Here is a 21,039-nt window from a genome sequence, read left to right on the forward strand (position 1 = left end):
CAATGCTGCATCAGAAGATCGTCGAGAATCCGTACAAGGCGAAGTACGGCAATTTCATCGGTGGTGAGTGGAAGGAGCCCGTCGCGGGCCGCTACTTCGACAACATCACGCCGATCACCGGTGGCAAGCTCTGCGAAGTCGCACGCTCCGACGCCGCCGATATCGAGCTGGCGCTCGATGCGGCCCACGCCGTCAAGGACAAGTGGGGCCGCACCTCCTCGACGGAGCGCGCCAACATCCTGATGAAGATCGCGCAGCGCATGGAGGACAATCTCGATCTGCTTGCCCGCGCCGAGACCTGGGACAACGGCAAGCCGCTGCGTGAAACGATGGCTGCCGACATTCCGCTCGCCATCGACCACTTCCGCTACTTCGCCTCGTGTGTCCGCGCGCAGGAAGGCACGATCGGCGAAGTCGACCACGACACGATCGCCTATCACTTCCACGAGCCGCTCGGCGTTGTCGGCCAGATCATTCCCTGGAATTTCCCGATCCTGATGGCCGCCTGGAAGCTGGCACCGGCGCTTGCCGCGGGCAACTGCGTGGTGCTGAAGCCCGCCGAGCAGACGCCGTCCTCGATCCTCGTCTGGGCCGAGCTGATCGGCGATCTCCTGCCGGCCGGCGTGCTCAACATCGTCAATGGCTTCGGTCTTGAGGCCGGCAAGCCGCTCGCCTCCAACCCGCGCATCGCCAAGATCGCCTTTACCGGCGAGACGACGACGGGCCGCCTGATCATGCAATATGCCAGCCAGAATCTTATTCCGGTCACGCTGGAGCTGGGCGGCAAGTCGCCGAACATCTTCTTCGCCGACGTCATGAACGAGGATGACGACTACCTCGACAAGGCGCTGGAAGGCTTTGCGATGTTCGCGCTCAACCAGGGCGAGGTCTGCACCTGCCCGAGCCGTGCGCTGGTGCATGAGAAGATCTATGACCGCTTCATGGAAAAGGCCATCAAGCGCGTCGAGAAGATCGTTCAGGGCAACCCGCTCGATACGGCGACGATGATCGGCGCGCAGGCGTCGTCCGAGCAGCTGGAAAAGATCCTGTCCTATATCGACATCGGCCGGCAGGAAGGCGCGGAAGTGCTGACCGGCGGCGGCCGCAACGATCTTGGCGGCGATCTGGCCGGCGGCTACTACGTGAAGCCGACCGTCTTCCGTGGTCACAACAAGATGCGTGTGTTCCAGGAGGAAATCTTCGGGCCGGTCGTATCGGTCACGACCTTCAAGGACGATGCGGAAGCGCTCGAAATCGCCAACGACACGCTGTACGGCCTCGGTGCCGGCGTGTGGAGTCGCGATGCCAACCGTTGCTACCACTTCGGCCGCGACATCCAGGCGGGTCGTGTGTGGACCAACTGCTACCACGCCTACCCGGCGCACGCCGCTTTCGGCGGCTACAAGCAGTCTGGTATCGGCCGCGAAACGCACAAGATGATGCTCGATCACTATCAGCAGACCAAGAACATGCTGGTGAGCTACTCTCCCAAGGCGCTCGGCTTCTTCTGAGCCGCCGATAGCCTTCTCCTACCCCCCGGAGAAGGTGACCGCAGGGCAGGGCGCATTCTCCGTGACCTGCCTCCTCCCTCTCTCCGGTCTCCGGGGGGAGGGAAATCTGTTTCGGGAGGCCGCGATGCCAGACGTGCCAGAAGCCATGACGGAGCCGCGGGTCGTTGCGACCGATGCGGCGCTTGCGCTCATCAGGGAAATTCAGACGGATTATCCCGATATACTCTTCCACCAGTCGGGCGGCTGCTGCGACGGCTCGTCCCCCATGTGCTATCCGGCGGACGATTACATCGTCGGTGACCGCGACGTGAAGCTCGGGGAAATCGGCGGCGTGCCGGTCTATATCAGCGAGAGCCAGTTCGACGTGTGGAAGCACACGCAGCTCATCATCGATGTCGTGCCGGGGCGCGGCGGGATGTTTTCGCTCGATAACGGAAGGGAAAAGCGCTTTCTCACCCGCTCGCGCCTGTTCGGCGGTGGCGAGGCCTGCCCGCTTCCGCCGCGATAGGGCGCAAAAAAAGCCCCGCCTTGCGGGCGGGGCGTGCAGTTACGTCAGGCCGTGATCAGTAGGCCTGGCATTCGCCGGGCCGGACCACGCGATAGCCCGCGGCATCGGCCGAGCAGGAATTGCCAAAGGTCTTCAGGTCACGGCCGCGCTGGGCGCAGACCGGATTGTATTCCATTGTGCACATGCGCTGGCCGCCACCGCTGCCGCCGCCGGCCCAGTCGTCGTCACGGTCACGGTCGCGGCCCGGACGATCGCGTCCGCCACCACCCCACTGGTTGTCCGGTCGGCCGGCCCGGCACTCGCCGCGGCCCATGATGTCATAGCCGCTCTTGCGCGCCTCGCAGGCGTTGGCGAAGGTCTGGCGGTCACGCCCTCGCGTGCCGCAGACCGGCGCATATTCGCGTGTGCAGGCACGATCTGGATTCGGATAGGGCTCCGGGCGGCCGCCATCTCGCCGGCACTCGCCGGGGCCGGCGACGCGGTAGCCGCTTTCGCGGGCTTCGCAGGCGTTGGCGAAGGTCTGGAGATCGCCGCCGCGAGCGCCGCAGACCGGGCGGTACTCACGCGTGCAGGCCTGCGGGCCGGGGCGGTAACCGCCGCCGCCCTGATCGACCTCGACCTGGCAGGCTGCGAGCGTGCCGGCCGCGAGAAGGATGGCGATGCGACCGGCAAGCCGGCGTAGGAAAGGCGACGTCACGTTCATGGACTCCTCCTGTGAGACTGATGGAACCTAGCGCAGATTCGATGGGCGCAACATCGGGATCTGCGCGGAAAGACGCCGGAGACGAAAAAGCCTGCGCAACCGGTGCCGGTGCGCAGGCCTGAATGGAAGAAGGAAATCGTGTCAGTCGAACAGGCTGGAAACGGATTCTTCCGCGCTCGTGCGATTGATCGCCTCGCCGAGCAGGTTGGCGGTCGAGATGACGCGGATATTGTGCGCGGACTGCACGGCCGTGGTCGGCTGGATCGTGTCGGTGATCACAAGCTCCTTGAGCTTGGAGGACGTGACGCGGGCTACCGCGCCGCCCGAGAGCACGCCATGCGTGATATAGGCGGTGACGCTGGTCGCGCCGTTCTTCAGCAGTGCTTCGGCCGCGTTGCAGAGCGTGCCGCCGGAATCGACGATGTCGTCGATCAGCAGGCAATCCTTGCCGGAGACGTCGCCGATGACGTTCATGACTTCGGATTCACCCGGACGGTCGCGGCGCTTGTCGACGATGGCAAGCAGACAGTCGAGCCGCTTGGCGAGGGCACGGGCGCGCACCACGCCGCCAACGTCGGGCGAAACGACCATGACGTTTTCGAGGTTGTAGTTTTCCTTCACGTCGCGCGCCAGGATCGGCACGGCGTAGAGGTTGTCGGTCGGGATATCGAAGAAACCCTGGATCTGGCCGGCATGCAGGTCAAGCGTCAGCACGCGGTCGGCACCGGCTTCGGTGATCAGGTTGGCGACGAGCTTGGCGGAGATCGGCGTGCGCGGACCCGGTTTGCGGTCCTGGCGGGCATAGCCGAAATAGGGGATCACGGCCGTGATGCGGCGCGCCGAAGAGCGGCGCATGGCATCGATCATGATCAGCAGTTCCATGAGGTGGTCGTTGGTCGGGAAGGACGTGGACTGGACGACGAAGACGTCCTCGCCGCGCACATTCTCCTGGATTTCAACGAAGATTTCCTGGTCTGCGAAGCGTCTGACCGTCGCGCGGCCAAGCGGAACATTCAGATAATTGCAGATCGCTTCGGCCAGAAGCCGGTTCGAATTGCCCGCGAAAACCTTCATTTATGGTCCGCCTGTTATTCTGCTGATGGGGGGCCTTTAAGCGGCAAAAACTGTGAATGCAAGGGCCTAGGGCGCTTGGAAAAGCGATTCTTCGCATTTCGCTGTGATTTACCGTTTCGAGGGTCTTAACCGGGCGCGGAGCCACGCCAGTCGAGGTACTGGCGAATGGTTTTCTGCGCGATGCCCTCCATCGTCTGCGCCGGGACCGCCGCCCACGGATCGGTGGCCGTGCCATCGACGCTTTCCTGGCCCTGAATGCGATGCAGCCGCGCGCCTGAGCCGTCCAGCACATCCCACACATAGATTACGGTGGTCTTGCCGGCGTCGTTCATCGCCGAGAAATAGCCCTTGAGGATATGGCTTGCGGAATTGTCGGAGGCGCTGCGGATCGTCAGACCGCTCGATCGGGCTTCGGCCCCGAGCCGTTTTGACAAGGGTGTGACGGCCTGCACCGGCGCGCCGATGATCGGCAGGAAACGGATCGTCTCGCCGCCCGTGGCCTTGGCCGGCGGGAGAGCCGCAAGTTCTTCTGCGCCTTCGGATGTCTCGGCTGCAAGCGAACGCTGGGCCGCCGTGCGGCTCAGTTCCGCTTCCGTCGCGGAGACGCTGCCGCCGCCCTGGTTGCGCGCGAGCGCATCGGCCTGACCCTGAAGTGTGCCGGCCGTATCCGCGCCGGTCGAGCCGCCGCCGATGCCGGGCGAGGCGAACGCCGTTTCCGCGGACGCGCCTGTCACCGGGCCGGTGTCGGCGCTCATTCGGTCGAGATCGCCCTGGGTGACCGGCGGCGAATTGAAATTGCCACCGACATCGACGCGCGGGATCAGCGCATCGGTGCTGTTGCAGCCGGCCAGGATTGCAATGAGGCCGATCAGTGCCAGCCGCTTGTTCAGCTTCTGCATTGTCATCGTCCGTGTCCTGCGGAGGTGTTGCCCTCCGTTCCCCGCATCGAGTTATGCGGGATGGTTCCGGGCCCTGTCAATTACAGGATGTCGCCGGTGAAAACCGCGTCAGGCCTCGATGAAGTCGAGCCCGTAGCGCGACAGCGCCTTCGGCGTGTCTGTTGTCGTCAGGTATGTTTGGCCAAGCGTCATCGCGGTGCCGGTGTCCGAATCGAACAGCAGCGTGTGCACGAACAGCGACATGTTCGGCTCGATCTCCTGCGGATTGCCGAGCAGGAAGGCCTGATGGTCCATCCAGGAGGGCGCAAAGCGCGCGCCCACCGAATAGCCGCAGGTGTTGAGCCGGTGGCGCGCAAGGCCACGCTCGTCGATGAGGCGGGTAAAGGTCTCGAAGACGGTGCCAAAGGTGTTGCCGGGCCGAAGCACCATCTCCATTGCCTGCAACGCCTCGCGGCAGGCGCTGTAGAGTTCGCGGTGGCGGCTGGTCGGCTCGCCGACAATGGCGGTTCGCATCATCGGCGCATGGTAACGCGCGCTGACACCGGACCATTCGAGCGTCAGCTGATCCTGCGCATCCAGCCGGCGCCGGCCGGATTTCGAGCGGCAGAGCAGGGCGTCGGCGCCCGAGCCGATGACGAATTCGTTGGCGGCATAATCGCCGCCGCCGGCCAGTACGGCATTCTGTAGGGCGGCCAGGATCGCCGCCTCGTCGGCGCCGGCGGCGATCAGCGGGCGAGCGGCATCGAGCGCATCGTCGGACAGGGCAGCGGCGCGCTCGACATAGGCGATCTCGGCCGGGCTCTTGATGAGCCGCAGGCGGCTGACGGTGCTGGACGCGTCGACGATCTCGCCAAAACTCTGGAGCTGGTTGTCCAGCAAACGGGTGTTGCGGCCGGTCAGCCCGTGCGTGTCATATTCGATGCCGATGCGGCAGCCGAGCAGGTCGAGGTCCGACAGGAGATTCTTCAGGTCCATCGTCGGGTCCGCATTGACGCGGTCGACCCAGATCTCGATCTTTTCGATATTGGAGGTGTGACGGGCCTGGCGCAGGTCGGCCGAGCGCGTGAGCAGCACCATGCTGCCATCGGCCTTCACGACGAGCGTCTGGAAGAAGCAGTAGCCAAAAGTGTCGTAGCCGGTCAGCCAGTACATGCTTTCCTGTGCGAAAAGCAGGATGGCGTCGAGCTTGTCCTCCCGCATGCGCGCGGTGAGCCGCTGGAGCCGGTTGGCGTATTCCTCGCTGTCGAAGTGAAGTGCCATGGCGGTGTCTCCCTCGTCTTCGTCTGTTGTTTGCGCTTCAGCCCGCGATCATGATCGCCGAAATCTGGCGGCCGTAATCGGGTTCCTGCCGGTGCGTGGTGCGCCGGTAGGAGAAGAAGCGATCTTCGTCGGGGTAGGTGCAGATGTCGAGATTTTCGGCGGTAACGCCGGCATCGTTCAGCCGCCGCGTGGTGAACGCCGGCAGATCGAACATGCTGTGGCCGGGTTTATCTGAAGGCGTGAAGTAGCGGCCGTATGCCGGATCGACGGCCAGGAAACGCTCCACGAATTCCGGGCCGACCTCGTAGTTTTGCCGGCCAATCGACGGGCCGAGGCTGGCGACGATGGCCTCGCGGCGGGCGCCGAGCGCCTCCATGGCAGTGATGGTGTTTTCCAGCACGCCGAAGAGCGCGCCCTTCCAGCCCGCATGGGCGGCACCCACGACACGGGCTTCAGGGTCGCAGAACAGGATCGGGCCGCAGTCGGCCGCGAGCACGCCGAGGATGACGCCGGGCGTGGCGGTGACGAGCGCATCCGCCTGCGGGCGGCTTCCGTCATAGCCGGCATCGACGGTCACGACATCGGGCGAGTGGACCTGATGCACCGTTGCGAGCCGGTCCGGCGCCACGTCGAACCAGCGGGCGACGCGGGCGCGATTCTCCACAACCTTTTCCCGTGCATCGTTCGAGCCGAGGCCGACATTGAGGCCGCGATAGATACCTTCCGAGACGCCGCCGGCGCGCGTGAAGAAGCCGTGGCGCACGGATTTCCCGGCGCGTTCGGTAATCAGCGGGCTCTGGATGGGGGAGGGAAGCGCTTGGTCCTTCATGGTCTCTCGGCTGGGCTTGGAGGGGCCGCCAGGCAAGGAACGCGGCCGGGGCATGCGGGGTGCAAATCGGGCGGGATGTTGTCCGCCCGAGGGCGGCGTGTCAATCCGGCTGACGGAACGGAAACAGCGAAAGCGGTTCGCTGCCCACCGCCAAGACCTTGAAAAGATCGCCCATTCGGCCTTCGCCCGAACCTGCGAGACGAGCGACATCATTCAGAATCTGCTGCTGCGCCGCTTCATCCCGGTTGCGCCCGAGGGCGGATGCACGCTCGCCGATGCCGAGGCCGACGAGGAAATCTCCCTGATGCAGCATGCCATGGATATGGAGGCCGGCGGCTGCCGCGGCAGCCGCCAGGCGTTCGAAATCCACATGGCTGGTCAGGTCCGCCTCGCCGGGATGGGCAAGCGGCGGATCGAAGTCGTGCTTCAGAACCGCCTGAAGCGTATCGCCGAAGCCGCTGACGAAGTGACCGTAGTCGATGATAAGGGCAGTGCCGCCGAAGCGGGCGATGCGTTCGCCGATCGTCGCCATCACCGCTTCGCGCGCAGGGGCGATCTCGAAGATCGTGCCGTTTTCTACAGTCTTATGATTGTCCGGCAGCAGAGCGGGGTCGATGCCCGCGACACCGGCGGCAAAGGTCAGCTCGTCCTCGGCATCGAGCCCTACAAGGCGCTCGCGAAAGCCTGTCGGCGTCTTGACGAACTGGCGGATGGGAATGGCGTCGAACAGCTCGTTGGCGGCGAGCAGAACGAAGCCGTCGGGCAACTCCTCGAAACTGTCGTGCCAGCTCACGCGGCCGGCATGGAGCCCGAGCGTCTCGTGCTGGATCTCGCGCAGTCTGGGGCTCGTCTCCACAAGATGGAAGGTTGCGCTCTCGTAGAGTTGCGGCGCGAGCTTGGCGACGACGCGCAGCATGTCGGACATCATGGTGCCGCGGCCGGGGCCGATCTCGGCGATGCGCACCCGTTCCGGTCCGCCATGCTTCTGCCAGGCATGCACGAGGAAGATGCCGAGCATCTCGCCGAAGAGCTGGCTGACCTCAGGTGCGGTGACGAAATCGCCGGCGCGGCCAAAGGGGTCTCGCGTACGATAGTAGCCATATTCGGGGTCGGCGAGGCACAGCGCGAAATAGTCCGTGATGCTGATCGGACCATTGGTATGGATCAGCGCCTTTATCTTGCGGGCGAGCGGTGTCGACATGGCATTGATCCGTTCAGGCGCGGGCCGGCTCGGCCGGGCGTGCGCGCAGGATGGCCCAGATGCCGAGCGCGAGCATGGGCAGCGACAGCACCATGCCCATGGTCAGCCAGCCGCCGAAGAGATAGCCGAGCTGCGGATCCGGCTCGCGGAAGAACTCGACCGTGATGCGCGAAAGAGCGTAGCCCGCGACGAAGATGCCGGTCACCAGGCCCGGGCGCTTCAGCGCGCCGAAGCGATAGATCGCAACGGCGATCACGGCGAGCAGCACGATGCCCTCGAGCCCGGCTTCGTAAAGCTGGCTCGGATGGCGGGCGAAGGGGCCGGCCTCCGGAAAGATCACCGCCCAGGGCGCATCCGACAGCCGCCCCCACAGCTCACCGTTGACGAAATTGGCAATGCGGCCGAAGAACAGGCCGATCGGCACGACGGCGGCGACGATATCGAACAGGCTCCACAGCGGGATATTGTGACGCCGCGCAAACAGGATCATGGCGAGTGTGGTGCCGGCGAAGCCGCCATGGAACGACATGCCACCTTTCCAGACCTGAAGGGCACGCAGCGGGTCGGCCGCGACATTCGGAAAATCGTAGAACAGGATATAGCCGATGCGGCCGCCGAGAATGATGCCGACCGCGGCCCAGACGAGGAAGTCGTCGAGCTGGGTGCGGGTGATCGGGGCTTCGCCCGCCCACAGGCGCGGTGTTTCGATCAGCCTGCGGGCATAGAGCCAGCCCAGCATGATGCCCACGACATAGGCGATGCCGTACCAGTGTACATCGACCGGGCCTATGGAAAAGGCGATCGGGTCGATTTCGGGATAGGGCATGATGGCAAAGAGCTGCGCGATGTTCGTCAAGCGTGGATATTCCTCGTTTCGGGCGGAAGATGGCGAGGCCTTGCGGCAGGGTCAAGGCGCGAAATGGCGATTGCTTCTGCCCGGCAGGTCCCAGGCGCGCCGATCCACCGGAATCCGCTTGCAAGCGGCGGTCCAAGACCCTACCTCAAGGGATAGGATGCGGGCGCGAGCGCCCGCCGAAACCATCGACACCCGAGGAGGGAAGACCCATGACCACCGGTGCGAACCGCATTCTCGACGATTTCGCAAAGCTGATGACCGATGCCGCGGGTGCTGCCCAAGGCATGCGCAAGGAAGCCGAAACGATGGTCCGCGCGCAGGCCGAACGCTTCATCAACGGGCTCGACCTCGTCAAGCGCGAGGAATTCGAAGCGGTGCGCGAAATGGCCATCAAGGCGCGGGATGAAAACGACGCGCTCCTGAAGCGCCTCGAAGCGCTGGAAGCGCGCCTCAGCTCAGGCAATTGAACCGTTTCGCTACAGCTTTTCACAGCACGGACTCGGTTGGCGTGATTCACATCGTGCCAACCGTTTTTTTTAATAAAATTTTTACCCCTGTGGACACTTGCGAAAAGCCCTTTTGGCAGAGTCTCTTAAGCGCTCGACCTGAATCTTTTTCGGAGCGGCTTTCCACAACCGTCCGGGGAAAACGGGTGCTCAGGGGCTGGCGTCGTGACTCCGCCGTTATACACTGATTTTAAATGATGATTCGAAACAGGCGGCGCAAGCTTCGGACAGGGTAAGTCGTCCAGTCTGCGTGCAGTGCCTAGCAATCATTCAGTGTTGTATCCGGAGTAAGGTTTGCCGCGTCGTGTGTGTGAGCGCGATAATGCATGCCTGCCGGCCTTGAAGGTGACGCATGAGCCTTATGGAATTGGATATCGGGCGCCAGTCCAACCCGGTCGACATGATCGAATTCGTCGCGGCGAACAACGACTGGACGTTCGAACGGTCGGGCGAAGACGAGATCGCGATGACCGTCGAAGGCAAATGGACGGACTACCACGTCTCCTTCTCCTGGATGGAGGAATTCGAGGCGCTGCATCTGGCCTGCGCCTTCGACATCAAGGTTCCCGAAAGCCGGGTGAACGAGGTCATGTGCCTTCTCTCCCATGTCAACGGACAGGTGCTGATGGGGCATTTCGACCTCTGGCGCCGCGAGGATGTGGTGATCTTTCGCCAGTCGCTGCTGCTTGCCGGCGGCGCTGAGCCGACCAACCAGCAGGTCGAGGTGCTGCTCTCCAGCGCACTAGAATCTTGCGAAGCCTATTTCCAGGCCTTCCAGTTCGTCGTGTGGTCCGGCATGGATGCGCAGTCGGCTGTCGATGCCGTGCTGTTCGAGACGGTCGGGGAGGCCTGATCATGAGCGTGGCCGCGAACGGACCCATCGTTCTCATCGGTGCCGGCAATATGGGTGGCGCCATGCTCGCCGGCTGGCTGAAGAGCGGTATTTCCGGCGCGTCGGTCATCGTCATCGATCCAGGCCCGCAGCCTGCGATGGCCAAGCTGATTGCCGATAACGGTGCGCGCCACGAGACCACGGCGCCCGAAGGCGTCAAGGCCGGCGTCATCTTCGTTGCTGTCAAGCCGCAGGTCATCGATCAGGTGCTGCCGCCGCTCAAGGGGCTCGTCGGCCCCGAAACGGTTATCGTCTCCGTGGCGGCCGGCAAGACCATCGCCAACCTCGAGAGCCATCTCGGCGAGGCCGCCACCGTGCGCGCCATGCCGAACACGCCGGCAATGATCGGCCGTGGCGTGACGGGCGCCTATGCCAATGCGCGTGTGACCGAGCTCCAGCGCAATTTCGTGCACGCCCTGCTCAAGGTGAGCGGCCCGGTCGAATGGGTCGCCAGCGAGGGCGACATCGATGCCGTCACGGCGGTTTCGGGCAGTGGCCCGGCTTATGTCTTTTATCTCGTCGAGTGCATGGCAGAGGCAGGCCGCAAGGCGGGCCTGCCGGCGGACCTCGCCATGCGGCTCGCACGGGAAACCGTCGCGGGGGCTGGTGAATTGCTTCACCAGTCCCCCGACGACGCCAGCCGTCTGCGCCAGAACGTGACCTCGCCAGGCGGCACAACGGCCGCAGCACTTTCGGTGCTCATGGCCGACGACGGCATGCAGCCGCTTTTCGACAAGGCCATTGCGGCGGCACGCCTGCGCGCCGAGGAATTGGCTGGTTAAGCCGTTTTCCTGAATCGCGGGAATCGGTTAGTCCGTTCTTTTCATCCAGTTCCTTGCGGACTTCATGTTCCCCGGGAATTGCCCTGAACGATTGCAGGATCTTCCTTCATGACCGACATCATTGCCTATGCCGATTTCGAGCGGGTCGACATTCGCGTCGGCACCATTATCGAGGCGCTGCCGTTCCCCGAGGCGCGCAAGCCCGCTTACAAGCTGACCATCGACTTCGGCCCTGAAATCGGCACGAAGAAATCGTCGGCGCAGATCACTGTTCACTACACGCTGGAAGAACTGGTCGGGCGGCAGGTGCTTGCCGTCGTCAATTTTCCGCCGCGCCAGATCGGACCCGTCCGCTCGGAAGTGCTGACGCTCGGTTTCGAGGATGCAGCCGGCGCGATCGTTCTGGCCAGCGTGGACCAGCCCGTGCCGAACGGCAAGAAGATGTGCTGAACTTTCTAGTGAATGTCTCTTGAGAGGGGCGGGCCCAGCCGGAAATCCGTGAACTCGGCTTCGAAGCCCTCCCGCTGCGGCGAGCAGGTCATGACGCCGACCGACAGTTCGGTGTATTCCGTCGGGAAATAGGCGAGGCGGGCCATCCGCCATTCCACCATGGCGTCCGTCCTGTACTGGATGAACAGTGCATCGCCGTTGCGGGTGACGCGCACAGAAATCAGATCGAACTCATCGTCGATGCGGAAGGCCGACCAGTCGGAATGGCCGCGCGTGACGACGACGCTGAAGTGCTTCGCGCCGTCGGTGAACTCGATGCCGCATTTCACCCAGGCCGCCTCGTCGTGGCGGATCATCAGGCCTGCCTGGTCGTAGAGCGTTTCGTAGCGGCCGCGAAAGGTCGTCTCCAGCGTAAAGTCGCCGGACCATTGCCGGTGCAGGAAATGGCCGCTGTCAGGCTGGAAACCGTAATAGGTACGTTGCCAGAAGTCCGTCTTAAGGCCGGTGCGCACATGCAGGCTGCCCTCCCGCAGGTCCGCGGCGGGTGGCGGATTGAGCCAAACGAGATCGTTGAACGGGGCTTTGCTCATCGGGTCTTTCCTTGTCAAACGGGAACGCGGATCGTCACACGCAGACCGCCCATCGGGCTATCCGAAAGCGTGACGTTGCCGCCGTGGCTGCGGGCGATATCGAGCGCGATGGCAAGGCCGAGGCCGGTGCCGGAGGCATCCAGGTTGCGGGCGTCATCGAGGCGGAAGAACGGCTTGAAGACGTCCTCGCGGACATTTTCCGGAATGCCGGGGCCGTCGTCGTCGACGGTGATGGTCAGCCACTTGGCGCGATGACGCGCCTCGACGTGCACGCTCTTCGCGTAACGCAGCGCGTTGGACACGACATTGCCGACAAGGCGCGTGAAGGCGTTGGGGCGCACCATGATCTCGTCATCGCCTTCTATCTCGCTGGAGAAGGCGCGCTCATGCAGTTCCGCTTCGAGAGATAGTCGGTCGATGAGGTCGGAGAGGCGCAGTTTGCCGACATCCTCCTCCGCGTCACCGCGGGCGAAGGAGAGGTAGCCTTCCAGCATGGTCTGCATGTCCTCGACATCCTTGCCCATGCCCTGAAGTTCAGGTTTGTCGCCGGCCAGCGCCAGTTGCAGCTTGAAGCGGGTGAGGATCGTGCGCAGATCGTGGCTCACGCCCGTCAGCATGGCGGTGCGCTGCTCGATCTGGCGCTCGATGCGTTCGCGCATGAGGATGAAGGCGAGGCCCGCGCGTCGCACTTCGTCGGCGCCGCGCGGTGCGAAATTCTCGGGCATTTTCTGCCCCTTGCCGAAGCTTTCAGCCGCCTGCGCCAGCGCGAGGATGGGACGGATCTGCCCGCGCAGGAAGAGGATGGAGATGAGGATCAGCACCAGCGAAGCCCCGACCATCCAGAGCAGGAAAATATGGGTGTTCGACGCGTAGGCCTGGTTTCGCCGCGCATAGACGCGCAGGATCTTGTTGTCGAGCAGGATGCGGATCTCGACGACCTTGCTCTCGCCCACGGTGTCGATCCAGAACGGCCGGCGAATCTGGCGGACAATTTCCTCGCTCAGGATCTCATCGAGGATATTGAAGAAGGGCTTGCTGCGCGGCGGCGGCAGCGTCGTGCCCTGCTCGACGGAGATGATGAGTTCCAGCCGCTCGCGGGCGATGCGTGTGATCTCGGCGTAGTCGTCGTCCTGCGGATAGGTCTCGATCAGGTCGATGATGGCGGCGATGTCGCGGGTAACGGCCATGGACAGGCGCTGCGTGACGAGCTGCCAGTGTCGTTCCATGAAGACGAAGGCGACGACGGCCTGGAGAAGCACCATCGGCAGGATGATGATAAGCAGCGAGCGGGCGTAGAGGCCGGTCGGCATCTGGTGGCGCAGCCAGCGCGTGAAGCGCTTCCAGCCGACTGACGGCGCGCGCTCGATATCCCGCCGGAAAGCCGAAAACAGGGTCATGTGGTCACATTCCCCGACGGGCCGCGCACGGTCAACCCTGCTCCACGCTCAGGCGGTAGCCGATGCCGCGCACGGTCTGGAGCCAGACGGGATTGGACGGATCTTCCTCGATCTTGCGGCGCAGGCGGTTGATCTGCACGTCGATGGTGCGCTCGCCCACCTCCGTTTCCTCGCCGATCAGTTCGTGGCGCGGAATGGTCTCGCCGGCCCGCTGGGCAAACAGCAGCATGATGTCCTGCTCGCGATCGGTAAGCCGGATGGGATCGCCGCCGCGTTTCAGTTCCTTGCGCACGATGGAGAACGTGTAGGGACCGAACATGACCTGCTCGATCTTCGGCCCGGCGGGCGCCGCATTGCGCTTGAGGATGTTGTTGATGCGCAGCACCAGTTCGCGCGGTTCGAATGGCTTGGACAGATAGTCGTCCGCCCCGGCTTCCAGACCCTCGATGCGCGCCCGGGATTCGGCGAGCGCCGTCAGCATGAGGATCGGTACGGGCCGGATTTCCCTGAGGCTCTTGGTGAGCGACAGGCCGCTTTCGCCGGGCATCATCACGTCCATGATGATGAGGTCGTAGTCGAGGCCGCGCAGTTTGCGCCGGGCCTCGTCGGCATCCGCCGCTACCGTCACACGAAACCCCTGCTCGACGAGATAGCGGCCGAGAAGGTCGCGGATGCGCGTGTCGTCATCGACGACCAGAAGGTGGGAAGCATCGTCGGAGGGCGCGCCGGCAGCCGTCATCGTCATCAATCTCCCTGAAACCGGTCAGTCGCTCTTGGCATTCTGCATGCCGGCGAGAAACCGGATTACGGTGCGCCGATCGTCCGGCGCCATTTTCTCGAATGCACGGGCGATGCGGCGGGATTGCGGCTCAGCCAGTGCGAGCGCCAGTTCCCGCCCCGTCCGCGTCGGGTAAAGCTTGCGCTGGCGGCGGTCCTCGGGGCCGGCCACCTGCTGGATATAGCCGGAATCCACGAGCTGCTTCAAGACGCGTGCCAGGCTCTGCTTGGTGATCTTCAGCGTGTCGAGAAGATCGGCGACCGTCATGCCGGGCTCGCGGTTGACGAAGTGAACGACGCGGTGATGGGCGCGCCCGAAGCCGCTCTTTTCGAGAATGGCGTCGGGATCGGAAATGAAGTCGCGGTAGGCGAAGAACAGACCTTCGATGATCTCCATATCGATGCGGCCGTCGCCGGTCATCGCGTCCTCGTGCAGCTCGTTCTTGCCGTCTTTGTCCGGCATCTGTCGGGCCACGGTGTCATTTCCTTTCATGTCGCGCCACCCTTGCGTAATTTTCGGCAAGATATGTCAGCTTTGTTGACATATTTTTCCGTCATTGCTAGGGTTCCCGTCGTTATTGCGGTCCCCGGGGCACCGTTGCGAGGTGTTTGCCCGATTCTCAATCTGGACTACCTTTCCACTCAGGTAATCCCGCCGTTTCTGGTTAGACCGCAATTGGCGAAACAATCAACAGAAAGAATGGCGTGAGAGCGCCGGAGGATGACACGATGGCAGTTCCCTTCGATCAACTGGATGGACAAATCTGGTTCAACGGTGAGTTCGTCGACTGGAAGGATGCAAAGATCCATGTGCTGACGCATGGCCTGCACTATGCAAGCGCCGTTTTCGAGGGCGAGCGCGCCTATGGCGGGCGCATCTTCAAGCTTACCGAGCATAACCAGCGCCTGCACGCCTCCGCCGAAATTCTCGGCTTCAAGATTCCCTATTCCGTCGAAGAGCTGGATGCCGCGAGCGTGGAGCTCCTGAAGCGCCAGGGCTTCTCCGAGGCCTATGTGCGCCCGATCGCCTGGCGCGGTTCGGAAATGATGGGTGTCTCGGCACAGAGCAACCGCATCAACGTCGCCATCGCCATCTGGCAGTGGGGCAGCTACTTCAATCCGGCCGAAAAGCTGAAGGGCATCCGTCTTGACATCGCCGAGTATCGCCGTCCCGACCCGCGGACCGCGCCGTCGAAGTCCAAGGCCGCCGGCCTCTACATGATCTGCACGATCTCCAAGCATGCCGCCGAGGCCAAGGGCTATGCGGATGCGATGATGCTGGATTATCGCGGCCAGGTGGCGGAAGCGACCGGCGCCAATATTTTCTTCGTCAAGGATGGCGTCATTCATACGCCCACGCCGGACTGCTTCCTCGACGGCATCACGCGCCGCACGGTGATCGAGCTTGCCAAGCGTCGTGGCTATCAGGTCATCGAGCGGGTCATCATGCCGGAAGAGCTGTCGGACTTCTCCGAATGCTTCCTGACCGGCTCGGCCGCCGAAGTGACGCCGGTCTCCGAAATCGGACCGTACCGCTTCACGCCCGGCACGATCTGCGAAACGCTGATGAACGATTACATGAAGGAAGTCTACCCGATCGCTGCGGCCGCTGAGTAAGCGTCAGCCGCGTCATTGACGCCAAGTCGGCGGCCCAGCGGGCCGCCGTTTTTCGTTCTGCGCTCAGGCCGCTTTCTTGCCGAGAACCGCGCCGACGATTGCGGTGAGCACGCCACCCCCGACCAGGCCGCCGATACCGTTGGCGACGAGGCCGCTCAGGCCCGCTTCGCCGCCGAGCAGCTGGAGCAGCATACCGCCGCCGACGCCGCCAATGGCGCCGACAATGGTGCGGACGATAACGCTGACGGCCGCCTGCTTCAGCGCCGCACCGGCGACGTTGCCTCCGACAGCGCCGGCAATGAGCTGCGTGATGATGGGCATCAATGCTTCCATGGAATTCCCCTCCTGATCGTCCGCCGAGGGTTACCCCAGGCGGACAGGTTGCCCTCGGACCGCAGCCCCTCGGGACCGCGCCCCGCGCCGATAGACTCGACAGTCGAAAGGTGCGGCCAATTTTGCGGCCTGTCAATTTATCCGTGTGAGCTGCATGGCGCATTCGCCGTCAGGTGCAGGGTAGATGCCCTGTATCCGCAGGAACAGACGCGTTTTGCGCGTCGCCGTAAAAGTCGTTGGAACAAACATGCCCCACGGCTATTTCCCCAGCACAATCAAGGAGACGGACAATGCATCCCACGACGAAGACGCCGCACGACACGGTTGCCAGAGGGCTTCGGCCGGTGGTTTTCCTTTATGCCATGCTCAATATCGTCGTCGCCACATTCCTGCTCTCGACCGTCTCCCTTTCGCCCGTCAGCGGCCCCGCGGAAGAAATGGCAAGCCTGCGCTGACGGCCCCCTTGGTGTGAAGCATCCCTTGCGGCTATAGGTGGGCAAAGCGGCAACCGAGCGAGGACCCTATGGGCATGCTTCAGGCGGGCATCATTCCCGTCACACCCTTCCAGCAGAACTGCACCATTCTCTTCGATACGGAGACCAAGGAAGGTGTCGTTGTCGATCCGGGCGGCGATGTCGATGCCATCTTGCGGACCATTGAGGAGAACGGCATCACGCTTAAGGCGATCTGGCTGACGCATGGCCATATCGACCATGCGGGTGGCGCGAAGGAACTCAAGGAAGCGCTCGGCCTCGACATTGTCGGCCCCCACAAGGATGACCTGCCCTTGCTGCAGGCGCTCGAAACGCAGGCGCAGCGCTTCGGTGTGGCGATGAAGGTCTCGAATGTCGTTCCCGACCGCTGGCTGGACGATGGCGACACCGTTTCCTTCGGGGAGCACGAGTTCGAGGTGTCCCATACGCCGGGCCACGCTCCGGGCCACGTTATCTACTTCAACCGCAAGCAGGGCTTCGCCCATCTCGGCGATGTATTGTTCCAGGGTTCGATCGGCCGGACGGACCTGCCGGGCGGCAACCATGAGCAGCTGCTCCAGTCTATCCGTGACAAGGTGCTTCCTCTCGGAGACGAGGTCGGCTTCCTGTGCGGTCACGGCCCGGGCGGCCGCATCGGCGAGGAACGGCGCACCAACCCGTTCCTGCGCGGTCTCTGAAACGAAAACGGGCGCCGTCAGGCGCCCGCTCTTGTTCATGTGGGTGGTGTCAGCCCGCGGTGCAGAAATGCTCGCGGCCGTCATAGCCGACGAATGTGCCGCTCTGCGGGTCGAACGAGCGATAGCGGCGGGCGCAGTAATCGTACCAGGACTGGGTCCAGGGTTCGTAGCTGGGGGCCGGACGGTAGATTACGCGGCGCTCGGGTTCGGGATAGTATTCCGGCTCGACATAGCGGCGCTCGACGTAACGCGGTTCGTCGTAGCGGGGCTGGGAAGCAAGCGCGCCGCCGATGATGACGCCGGTGGCAAGACCGAGCGCGCCGCCGATCAGGGCGTCGCGGTCACGGTGGCGGCGGTGTTCGCGATAGCCGCCGTCGCGCCAGTAACCGTCGCGGTCGCGCGCCTGGGAGACGCCGGCAGTTGCGGTCAGCGCCGTCGCGGCGACGGCTACGGACAGGACCAGGGCCTTCATTATGTTCTTCATGGCATCGTTCCTTTGGACGCCGGCCTTTGCCGGTCGATGACAGGAATAAACTAGACGGTTTTGGCTGAACGCAGGCTGAACGAAAAAACCCGGCATCACTGCCGGGCTCCAACTCAAAATCCTGAGATTACCGGTTAGCCGGCAATCTCGAGGTTGACCGCCTTCGGGCCTTTGCCGCGGCGATCAGGTTCCGTGTCGAAGCTTACCTTCTGGTTTTCGGAAAGGCCGTTCAGGCCGGAAGCCTGTACAGCAGAGATGTGTACGAAAATATCCGCACCACCATTGTCGGGCTTGATGAAACCAAAGCCCTTCTCAGTGTTGAAGAATTTTACAATGCCAGTTTCGGCCATGCGTCAGGTCCTTTTCTCTCTGCCCGTATATTGGCGGCGGGCAGAACGTCAGTTTTGCCCCGAAGGGCGTTAGGCAGGCAGTTCTCGAGGTTGAGGAAAGGGTCCTGTTTTCACCGCAGCCAGCCAACCATATGACCCTGGGATCATCCAGATGTTGGCTGCCCGGAATTATTTCGCGTCTCCGGCGCGCTTTTATTAAAGGTCTTCCCGTGTCCGCAAATTGCCCGAACAAAGGAAGATTGATGTGTTTGTGGCAAATTGGCAAGCAAAAGTTTTGGCGGGCATTTGACATGCCTCACTTTGGTCAAATTGCAGGGGATTGCCGAAAAAGTCACCCCTTGCCATGAAGGAAGAGGTTAGTGGCAAGATCTATATTGTGCGGTCGCGGGAAACGGCCGGCATCATACTTCGGCGGGCGTATTCCCGCGCCGCTCGCGCAGCAGTTCCGGCACCAGTTCCACAGCAAGCATCGCAAGGAAGATGATTCCGCAGCCAATATAACCGGCTGTGCTGATGGTCTCGCCCAGCAGAAGCACGCCGAAGAAGGCTGCGAACAGCGCCTCGCTGGACAGGAAGATCGCCGCCTGCGGCGCAGTCGTATAACGCTGCGCGATGTTCTGGACCATGAAGGCGAGGCCGCTGGAGAACAGGCCGGCATAGAGGATTTCCGGCAACGCGCCGGTTATGGCAGCAAGGCTGATGGGCTCGAAGAGCGCGCCGAAGGCGCAGCCGAGCACGCCGCAGATGGCGAACTGCGTAAGCGACAGCGCAAGCGGCCGCCCGGAGCGGCCGGCGAAGACACCGACGCAGATCATCTGCACGGACCAGAGAACTGCACATAGGATGGTCAGCATGTCGCCGACCGTCAGGGCCGCAAGCGTGCCGCCGGACAACAGGAAGATGCCGACGGACGCCATGACGGCGGCCGGCCAGATGACCCAGTGCGGCCGGCGGCGCAATATCAGCACGGTGAGAATGGGCGTGAAGACGACGTAGAGACCGGTGAGGAAGCCGGAATTGGTGACGGTCGTCGTGAGGAGACCGACCTGCTGGGAGCTGGCGGCGGCGAAGAGCGCAAGGCCTGTCAGCACGAAGCCGGCCATGTCCCTGCGGCTGACGGCGGTTTCGGCGCGCATCTGTTCCCACCGGGCGAAGGGCAGGGCGACGAGGGTTGCCACTGCAAAGCGCAGGCCTATGAACCAGATCGGCCCGAGCGTCTGCATCGCGGTCGATTGCGCGATGAAGCCCGCGCCCCAGATGGCGCCGGCCAGCAACAGGAGAAGGTTCGCCTGAATGCGCGTCATGTCATTCCACCCTGATGGAGGCAACCGGCGCGGAAGGCGCCGCTCATCCTGCTAGCAGGCGCCCGTTTTTTGGGCAAGGGTGGAGGCTCAGTCCGTCGCGTCGGCCCGCGACACGCGCAACAGGGCGCCGTCGTCCTCGTCGGTCAGAAGGAGAAGCGCTCCATCCGGCGCGACGACGACATCGCGGATGCGGCCAAACTCTCCGCCAAACATGCGCTCCTCCGAGAGGACCGCGCCGTTTTCATCGCGCTCCAGCCGGGCAACCAGGCGGTAGGCGAGTGCGGCGACAATCAGGTTGCCATCCCATTCGGGAAACATCGCGCCGCGATAGACGGCGATGGCGCCGGGCGCGATGGACGGATCCCAATAATAGAGTGGTGGTTCATAGCCGGCAGCCGTCGAGCCAAGCTCGAACTCTGCGCCCGAATAGTGGCGGCCATAGGAGACGCGCGGCCAGCCGTAGTTGCGCCCGGGCTGCGGATTGTTGATCTCGTCGCCGCCGCGCGCGCCGTGTTCGGCGGTCAGCAGCGTGCCGTCCTTCGGATCGATAGCGATGCCTTGCGGGTTGCGATGGCCCTTCGACCAGATCTCCGCCAGCCCGTCCGAGCTGCCGAGGAACGGGTTGTCCGCATGGGGCGTGCCATCGGGATTGATATGCATGATGGCGCCGGCATGGTCGCGCGGGTCCTGGGCGCGTTCGCCTTCGCCGCGATCGCCGATACCGAAGAAGAGGCTGCCGTCGCCGGCAATCGCGATGCGGGAGCCGAAATGCTGGCCGCGTGTCGTCAGGCGGCTCATCTGGAAGATGCGGGTCGTGTCCTCGAGCCGTGTGCCGTCTTCCGACAGCCGCCCCCGGGCGACGGCCGTGCCGACACCGCCATTGCCGCGTGCGCTATAGGTGAGGAACAGAATGCGGCTGGTCTCGAAATCCCCTGCCAGCGCAATGCCGAGCAGTCCGCCCTGACCGTTTGTCGCCACTTCGGGCAAGCCTGAGATGGGGGCGGAAACCTTTCCCGCCTGCACGCGCCGTAGCGTGCCGCCCTTTTCGGAAACCAGATAGCTGCCGTCCGGCAGCACTTCGACGGACCAGGGGTGGTTGAGGCCGCTCGCGACTGTCTCGACGGCAAGCGGGACCTTCTTGCTGGGAACGATGCGAATATCGGCCAAGGCCGGCGTAAGGGACAACGGCAGCGCGATGACGAGGGCGATGACCTTACTGCCCCATGTGACTATCCTGAGTCTTTGCCGTTCCTGCATAGCCATCTCCCGCCTCTTGCCGTTACCTGACGCAGAGCCGTGCGGCTTGCAAGAGCGGCGGCCGCCGGCGTGTCACTTTTGCGCGGGGTGAACCTGCTGGGAGGCTGCATTGCCGATACCGGAGGTCTTGATCGTGTCGAGCGCAACGGCCGGCGGCGACATCAGGCTGACCACCATAAGCACGCATGCGGCCAGTGCCGTCATGGCGATGAGAAACATGGCCCGCGACTCGCGGGCCTTTGGCGTCTTGCCGGGCTTGTCTTCATCCAGAAACATCGTTGTCCCCTG

At 63.5% G+C, this 21,039-nt stretch carries 26 protein-coding genes; 9 read left to right on the forward strand and 17 right to left on the reverse strand.

Annotated features, from left to right (window positions below; all coding sequences use genetic code 11):
• The first annotated feature begins 2 nt into the window (after positions 1–2).
• Both adh and MKI86_RS04650 read left to right on the forward strand, forming a co-directional pair.
• Positions 3–1,511, forward strand: a complete 1,509-nt coding sequence (gene adh, locus MKI86_RS04645) for an aldehyde dehydrogenase (RefSeq protein WP_241598078.1) — start codon at positions 3–5, stop codon at positions 1,509–1,511.
• A 124-nt stretch (positions 1,512–1,635) separates the two neighbouring features.
• Positions 1,636–2,019: a DUF779 domain-containing protein gene (locus MKI86_RS04650; RefSeq protein WP_370879886.1), complete on the forward strand. Its 384-nt coding sequence runs from the start codon at positions 1,636–1,638 to the stop codon at positions 2,017–2,019.
• Positions 2,020–2,074: 55 nt separating this feature from the next.
• Here the strand turns inward: MKI86_RS04650 and MKI86_RS04655 are convergent, their stop codons facing one another.
• The 7 genes from MKI86_RS04655 to lgt all read right to left on the reverse strand — a co-directional run bounded on the left by MKI86_RS04655 (position 2,075) and on the right by lgt (position 8,811).
• Entirely contained in the window at positions 2,075–2,722 is a 648-nt protein-coding gene (locus tag MKI86_RS04655) for a Kazal-type serine protease inhibitor domain-containing protein (RefSeq protein ID WP_241598082.1), read from the reverse strand.
• Between the two features lie 141 nt (positions 2,723–2,863).
• Positions 2,864–3,796, reverse strand: coding sequence for a ribose-phosphate pyrophosphokinase (locus MKI86_RS04660; RefSeq protein WP_241598083.1), 933 nt, complete (start codon positions 3,794–3,796; stop codon positions 2,864–2,866).
• Between the two features lie 125 nt (positions 3,797–3,921).
• The gene (locus tag MKI86_RS04665; RefSeq protein ID WP_241599265.1) at positions 3,922–4,695 is read right to left on the reverse strand and encodes a hypothetical protein; all 774 of its coding nucleotides are present in this window, start codon (positions 4,693–4,695) and stop codon (positions 3,922–3,924) included.
• A 108-nt stretch (positions 4,696–4,803) separates the two neighbouring features.
• Positions 4,804–5,955, reverse strand: a complete 1,152-nt coding sequence (locus MKI86_RS04670; RefSeq protein WP_241598084.1) for a M24 family metallopeptidase — start codon at positions 5,953–5,955, stop codon at positions 4,804–4,806.
• Between the two features lie 37 nt (positions 5,956–5,992).
• Positions 5,993–6,784, reverse strand: a complete 792-nt coding sequence (pgeF, locus tag MKI86_RS04675; protein WP_241598088.1) for a peptidoglycan editing factor PgeF — start codon at positions 6,782–6,784, stop codon at positions 5,993–5,995.
• Positions 6,785–6,884: 100 nt separating this feature from the next.
• A complete protein-coding gene (locus tag MKI86_RS04680) occupies positions 6,885–7,985 on the reverse strand; it encodes a class I SAM-dependent methyltransferase (protein WP_241598090.1) in 1,101 nt (366 codons plus the stop codon).
• Between the two features lie 13 nt (positions 7,986–7,998).
• Entirely contained in the window at positions 7,999–8,811 is an 813-nt protein-coding gene (lgt, locus tag MKI86_RS04685; protein WP_370879906.1) for a prolipoprotein diacylglyceryl transferase, read from the reverse strand.
• Between the two features lie 239 nt (positions 8,812–9,050).
• On the opposite strand from lgt, the gene MKI86_RS04690 reads away from it, so the two are divergent.
• The 4 genes from MKI86_RS04690 (at position 9,051) to MKI86_RS04705 (ending at position 11,471) form a co-directional block, all read left to right on the forward strand.
• Positions 9,051–9,308, forward strand: coding sequence for an accessory factor UbiK family protein (locus MKI86_RS04690; protein WP_241598098.1), 258 nt, complete (start codon positions 9,051–9,053; stop codon positions 9,306–9,308).
• 391 nt (positions 9,309–9,699) lie between these two features.
• A complete protein-coding gene (locus MKI86_RS04695) occupies positions 9,700–10,200 on the forward strand; it encodes a type III secretion system chaperone family protein (protein WP_134647073.1) in 501 nt (166 codons plus the stop codon).
• Between the two features lie 2 nt (positions 10,201–10,202).
• Positions 10,203–11,021 carry a pyrroline-5-carboxylate reductase gene (gene proC / locus MKI86_RS04700; protein ID WP_241598100.1) on the forward strand — a complete coding sequence of 273 codons (819 nt, stop codon included), beginning with the start codon at positions 10,203–10,205 and terminating at the stop codon, positions 11,019–11,021.
• Between the two features lie 108 nt (positions 11,022–11,129).
• Positions 11,130–11,471, forward strand: coding sequence for a tRNA-binding protein (locus MKI86_RS04705; protein WP_241598105.1), 342 nt, complete (start codon positions 11,130–11,132; stop codon positions 11,469–11,471).
• Positions 11,472–11,476: 5 nt separating this feature from the next.
• On the opposite strand, the gene MKI86_RS04710 is transcribed toward MKI86_RS04705, so the two are convergent.
• The 4 genes from MKI86_RS04710 to MKI86_RS04725 are packed head-to-tail and all read right to left on the reverse strand — an operon-like array spanning position 11,477 to position 14,710.
• A complete protein-coding gene (locus tag MKI86_RS04710; RefSeq protein ID WP_241598115.1) occupies positions 11,477–12,061 on the reverse strand; it encodes a DUF1349 domain-containing protein in 585 nt (194 codons plus the stop codon).
• 14 nt (positions 12,062–12,075) lie between these two features.
• On the reverse strand, positions 12,076–13,458 hold the full coding sequence (locus tag MKI86_RS04715) for an ATP-binding protein (RefSeq protein ID WP_241598117.1): 1,383 nt from the start codon (positions 13,456–13,458) through the stop codon (positions 12,076–12,078).
• 31 nt (positions 13,459–13,489) lie between these two features.
• Positions 13,490–14,197, reverse strand: coding sequence for a response regulator (locus tag MKI86_RS04720; RefSeq protein WP_241599267.1), 708 nt, complete (start codon positions 14,195–14,197; stop codon positions 13,490–13,492).
• Positions 14,198–14,221: 24 nt separating this feature from the next.
• Complete coding sequence (locus MKI86_RS04725; RefSeq protein WP_370879907.1) at positions 14,222–14,710, reverse strand: MarR family winged helix-turn-helix transcriptional regulator; 489 nt, start codon at positions 14,708–14,710, stop codon at positions 14,222–14,224.
• Between the two features lie 254 nt (positions 14,711–14,964).
• Between MKI86_RS04725 and MKI86_RS04730 the strand changes: the two genes are divergently transcribed.
• Positions 14,965–15,852: a branched-chain amino acid aminotransferase gene (locus tag MKI86_RS04730; protein ID WP_241598119.1), complete on the forward strand. Its 888-nt coding sequence runs from the start codon at positions 14,965–14,967 to the stop codon at positions 15,850–15,852.
• Positions 15,853–15,915: 63 nt separating this feature from the next.
• Here the strand turns inward: MKI86_RS04730 and MKI86_RS04735 are convergent, their stop codons facing one another.
• Positions 15,916–16,185, reverse strand: coding sequence for a hypothetical protein (locus tag MKI86_RS04735; protein ID WP_241598120.1), 270 nt, complete (start codon positions 16,183–16,185; stop codon positions 15,916–15,918).
• Positions 16,186–16,475: 290 nt separating this feature from the next.
• Between MKI86_RS04735 and MKI86_RS04740 the strand changes: the two genes are divergently transcribed.
• Together MKI86_RS04740 and MKI86_RS04745 are read left to right on the forward strand one after the other, a co-directional pair.
• A complete protein-coding gene (locus tag MKI86_RS04740; protein ID WP_241598122.1) occupies positions 16,476–16,640 on the forward strand; it encodes a hypothetical protein in 165 nt (54 codons plus the stop codon).
• Positions 16,641–16,714: 74 nt separating this feature from the next.
• On the forward strand, positions 16,715–17,356 hold the full coding sequence (locus tag MKI86_RS04745; protein WP_241599271.1) for an MBL fold metallo-hydrolase: 642 nt from the start codon (positions 16,715–16,717) through the stop codon (positions 17,354–17,356).
• Between the two features lie 49 nt (positions 17,357–17,405).
• Here MKI86_RS04745 and MKI86_RS04750 read toward each other — a convergent pair whose 3' ends face one another.
• The 5 genes from MKI86_RS04750 to MKI86_RS04770 form a co-directional block, all read right to left on the reverse strand.
• Complete coding sequence (locus tag MKI86_RS04750; RefSeq protein WP_241598132.1) at positions 17,406–17,840, reverse strand: BA14K family protein; 435 nt, start codon at positions 17,838–17,840, stop codon at positions 17,406–17,408.
• A gap of 134 nt (positions 17,841–17,974) precedes the next feature.
• On the reverse strand, positions 17,975–18,190 hold the full coding sequence (locus MKI86_RS04755) for a cold-shock protein (protein WP_134647092.1): 216 nt from the start codon (positions 18,188–18,190) through the stop codon (positions 17,975–17,977).
• Between the two features lie 401 nt (positions 18,191–18,591).
• A complete protein-coding gene (locus MKI86_RS04760; RefSeq protein WP_241598133.1) occupies positions 18,592–19,494 on the reverse strand; it encodes a DMT family transporter in 903 nt (300 codons plus the stop codon).
• 87 nt (positions 19,495–19,581) lie between these two features.
• Positions 19,582–20,751 carry a PQQ-dependent sugar dehydrogenase gene (locus tag MKI86_RS04765; protein WP_370879908.1) on the reverse strand — a complete coding sequence of 390 codons (1,170 nt, stop codon included), beginning with the start codon at positions 20,749–20,751 and terminating at the stop codon, positions 19,582–19,584.
• Positions 20,752–20,823: 72 nt separating this feature from the next.
• The gene (locus MKI86_RS04770) at positions 20,824–21,027 is read right to left on the reverse strand and encodes a hypothetical protein (RefSeq protein ID WP_241598137.1); all 204 of its coding nucleotides are present in this window, start codon (positions 21,025–21,027) and stop codon (positions 20,824–20,826) included.
• Positions 21,028–21,039: the final 12 nt, after the last annotated feature.

The sequence above is a fragment of the Shinella sedimenti genome (assembly GCF_022601905.1).
Classification (GTDB): Bacteria; Pseudomonadota; Alphaproteobacteria; order Rhizobiales; family Rhizobiaceae; genus Shinella; species Shinella sedimenti.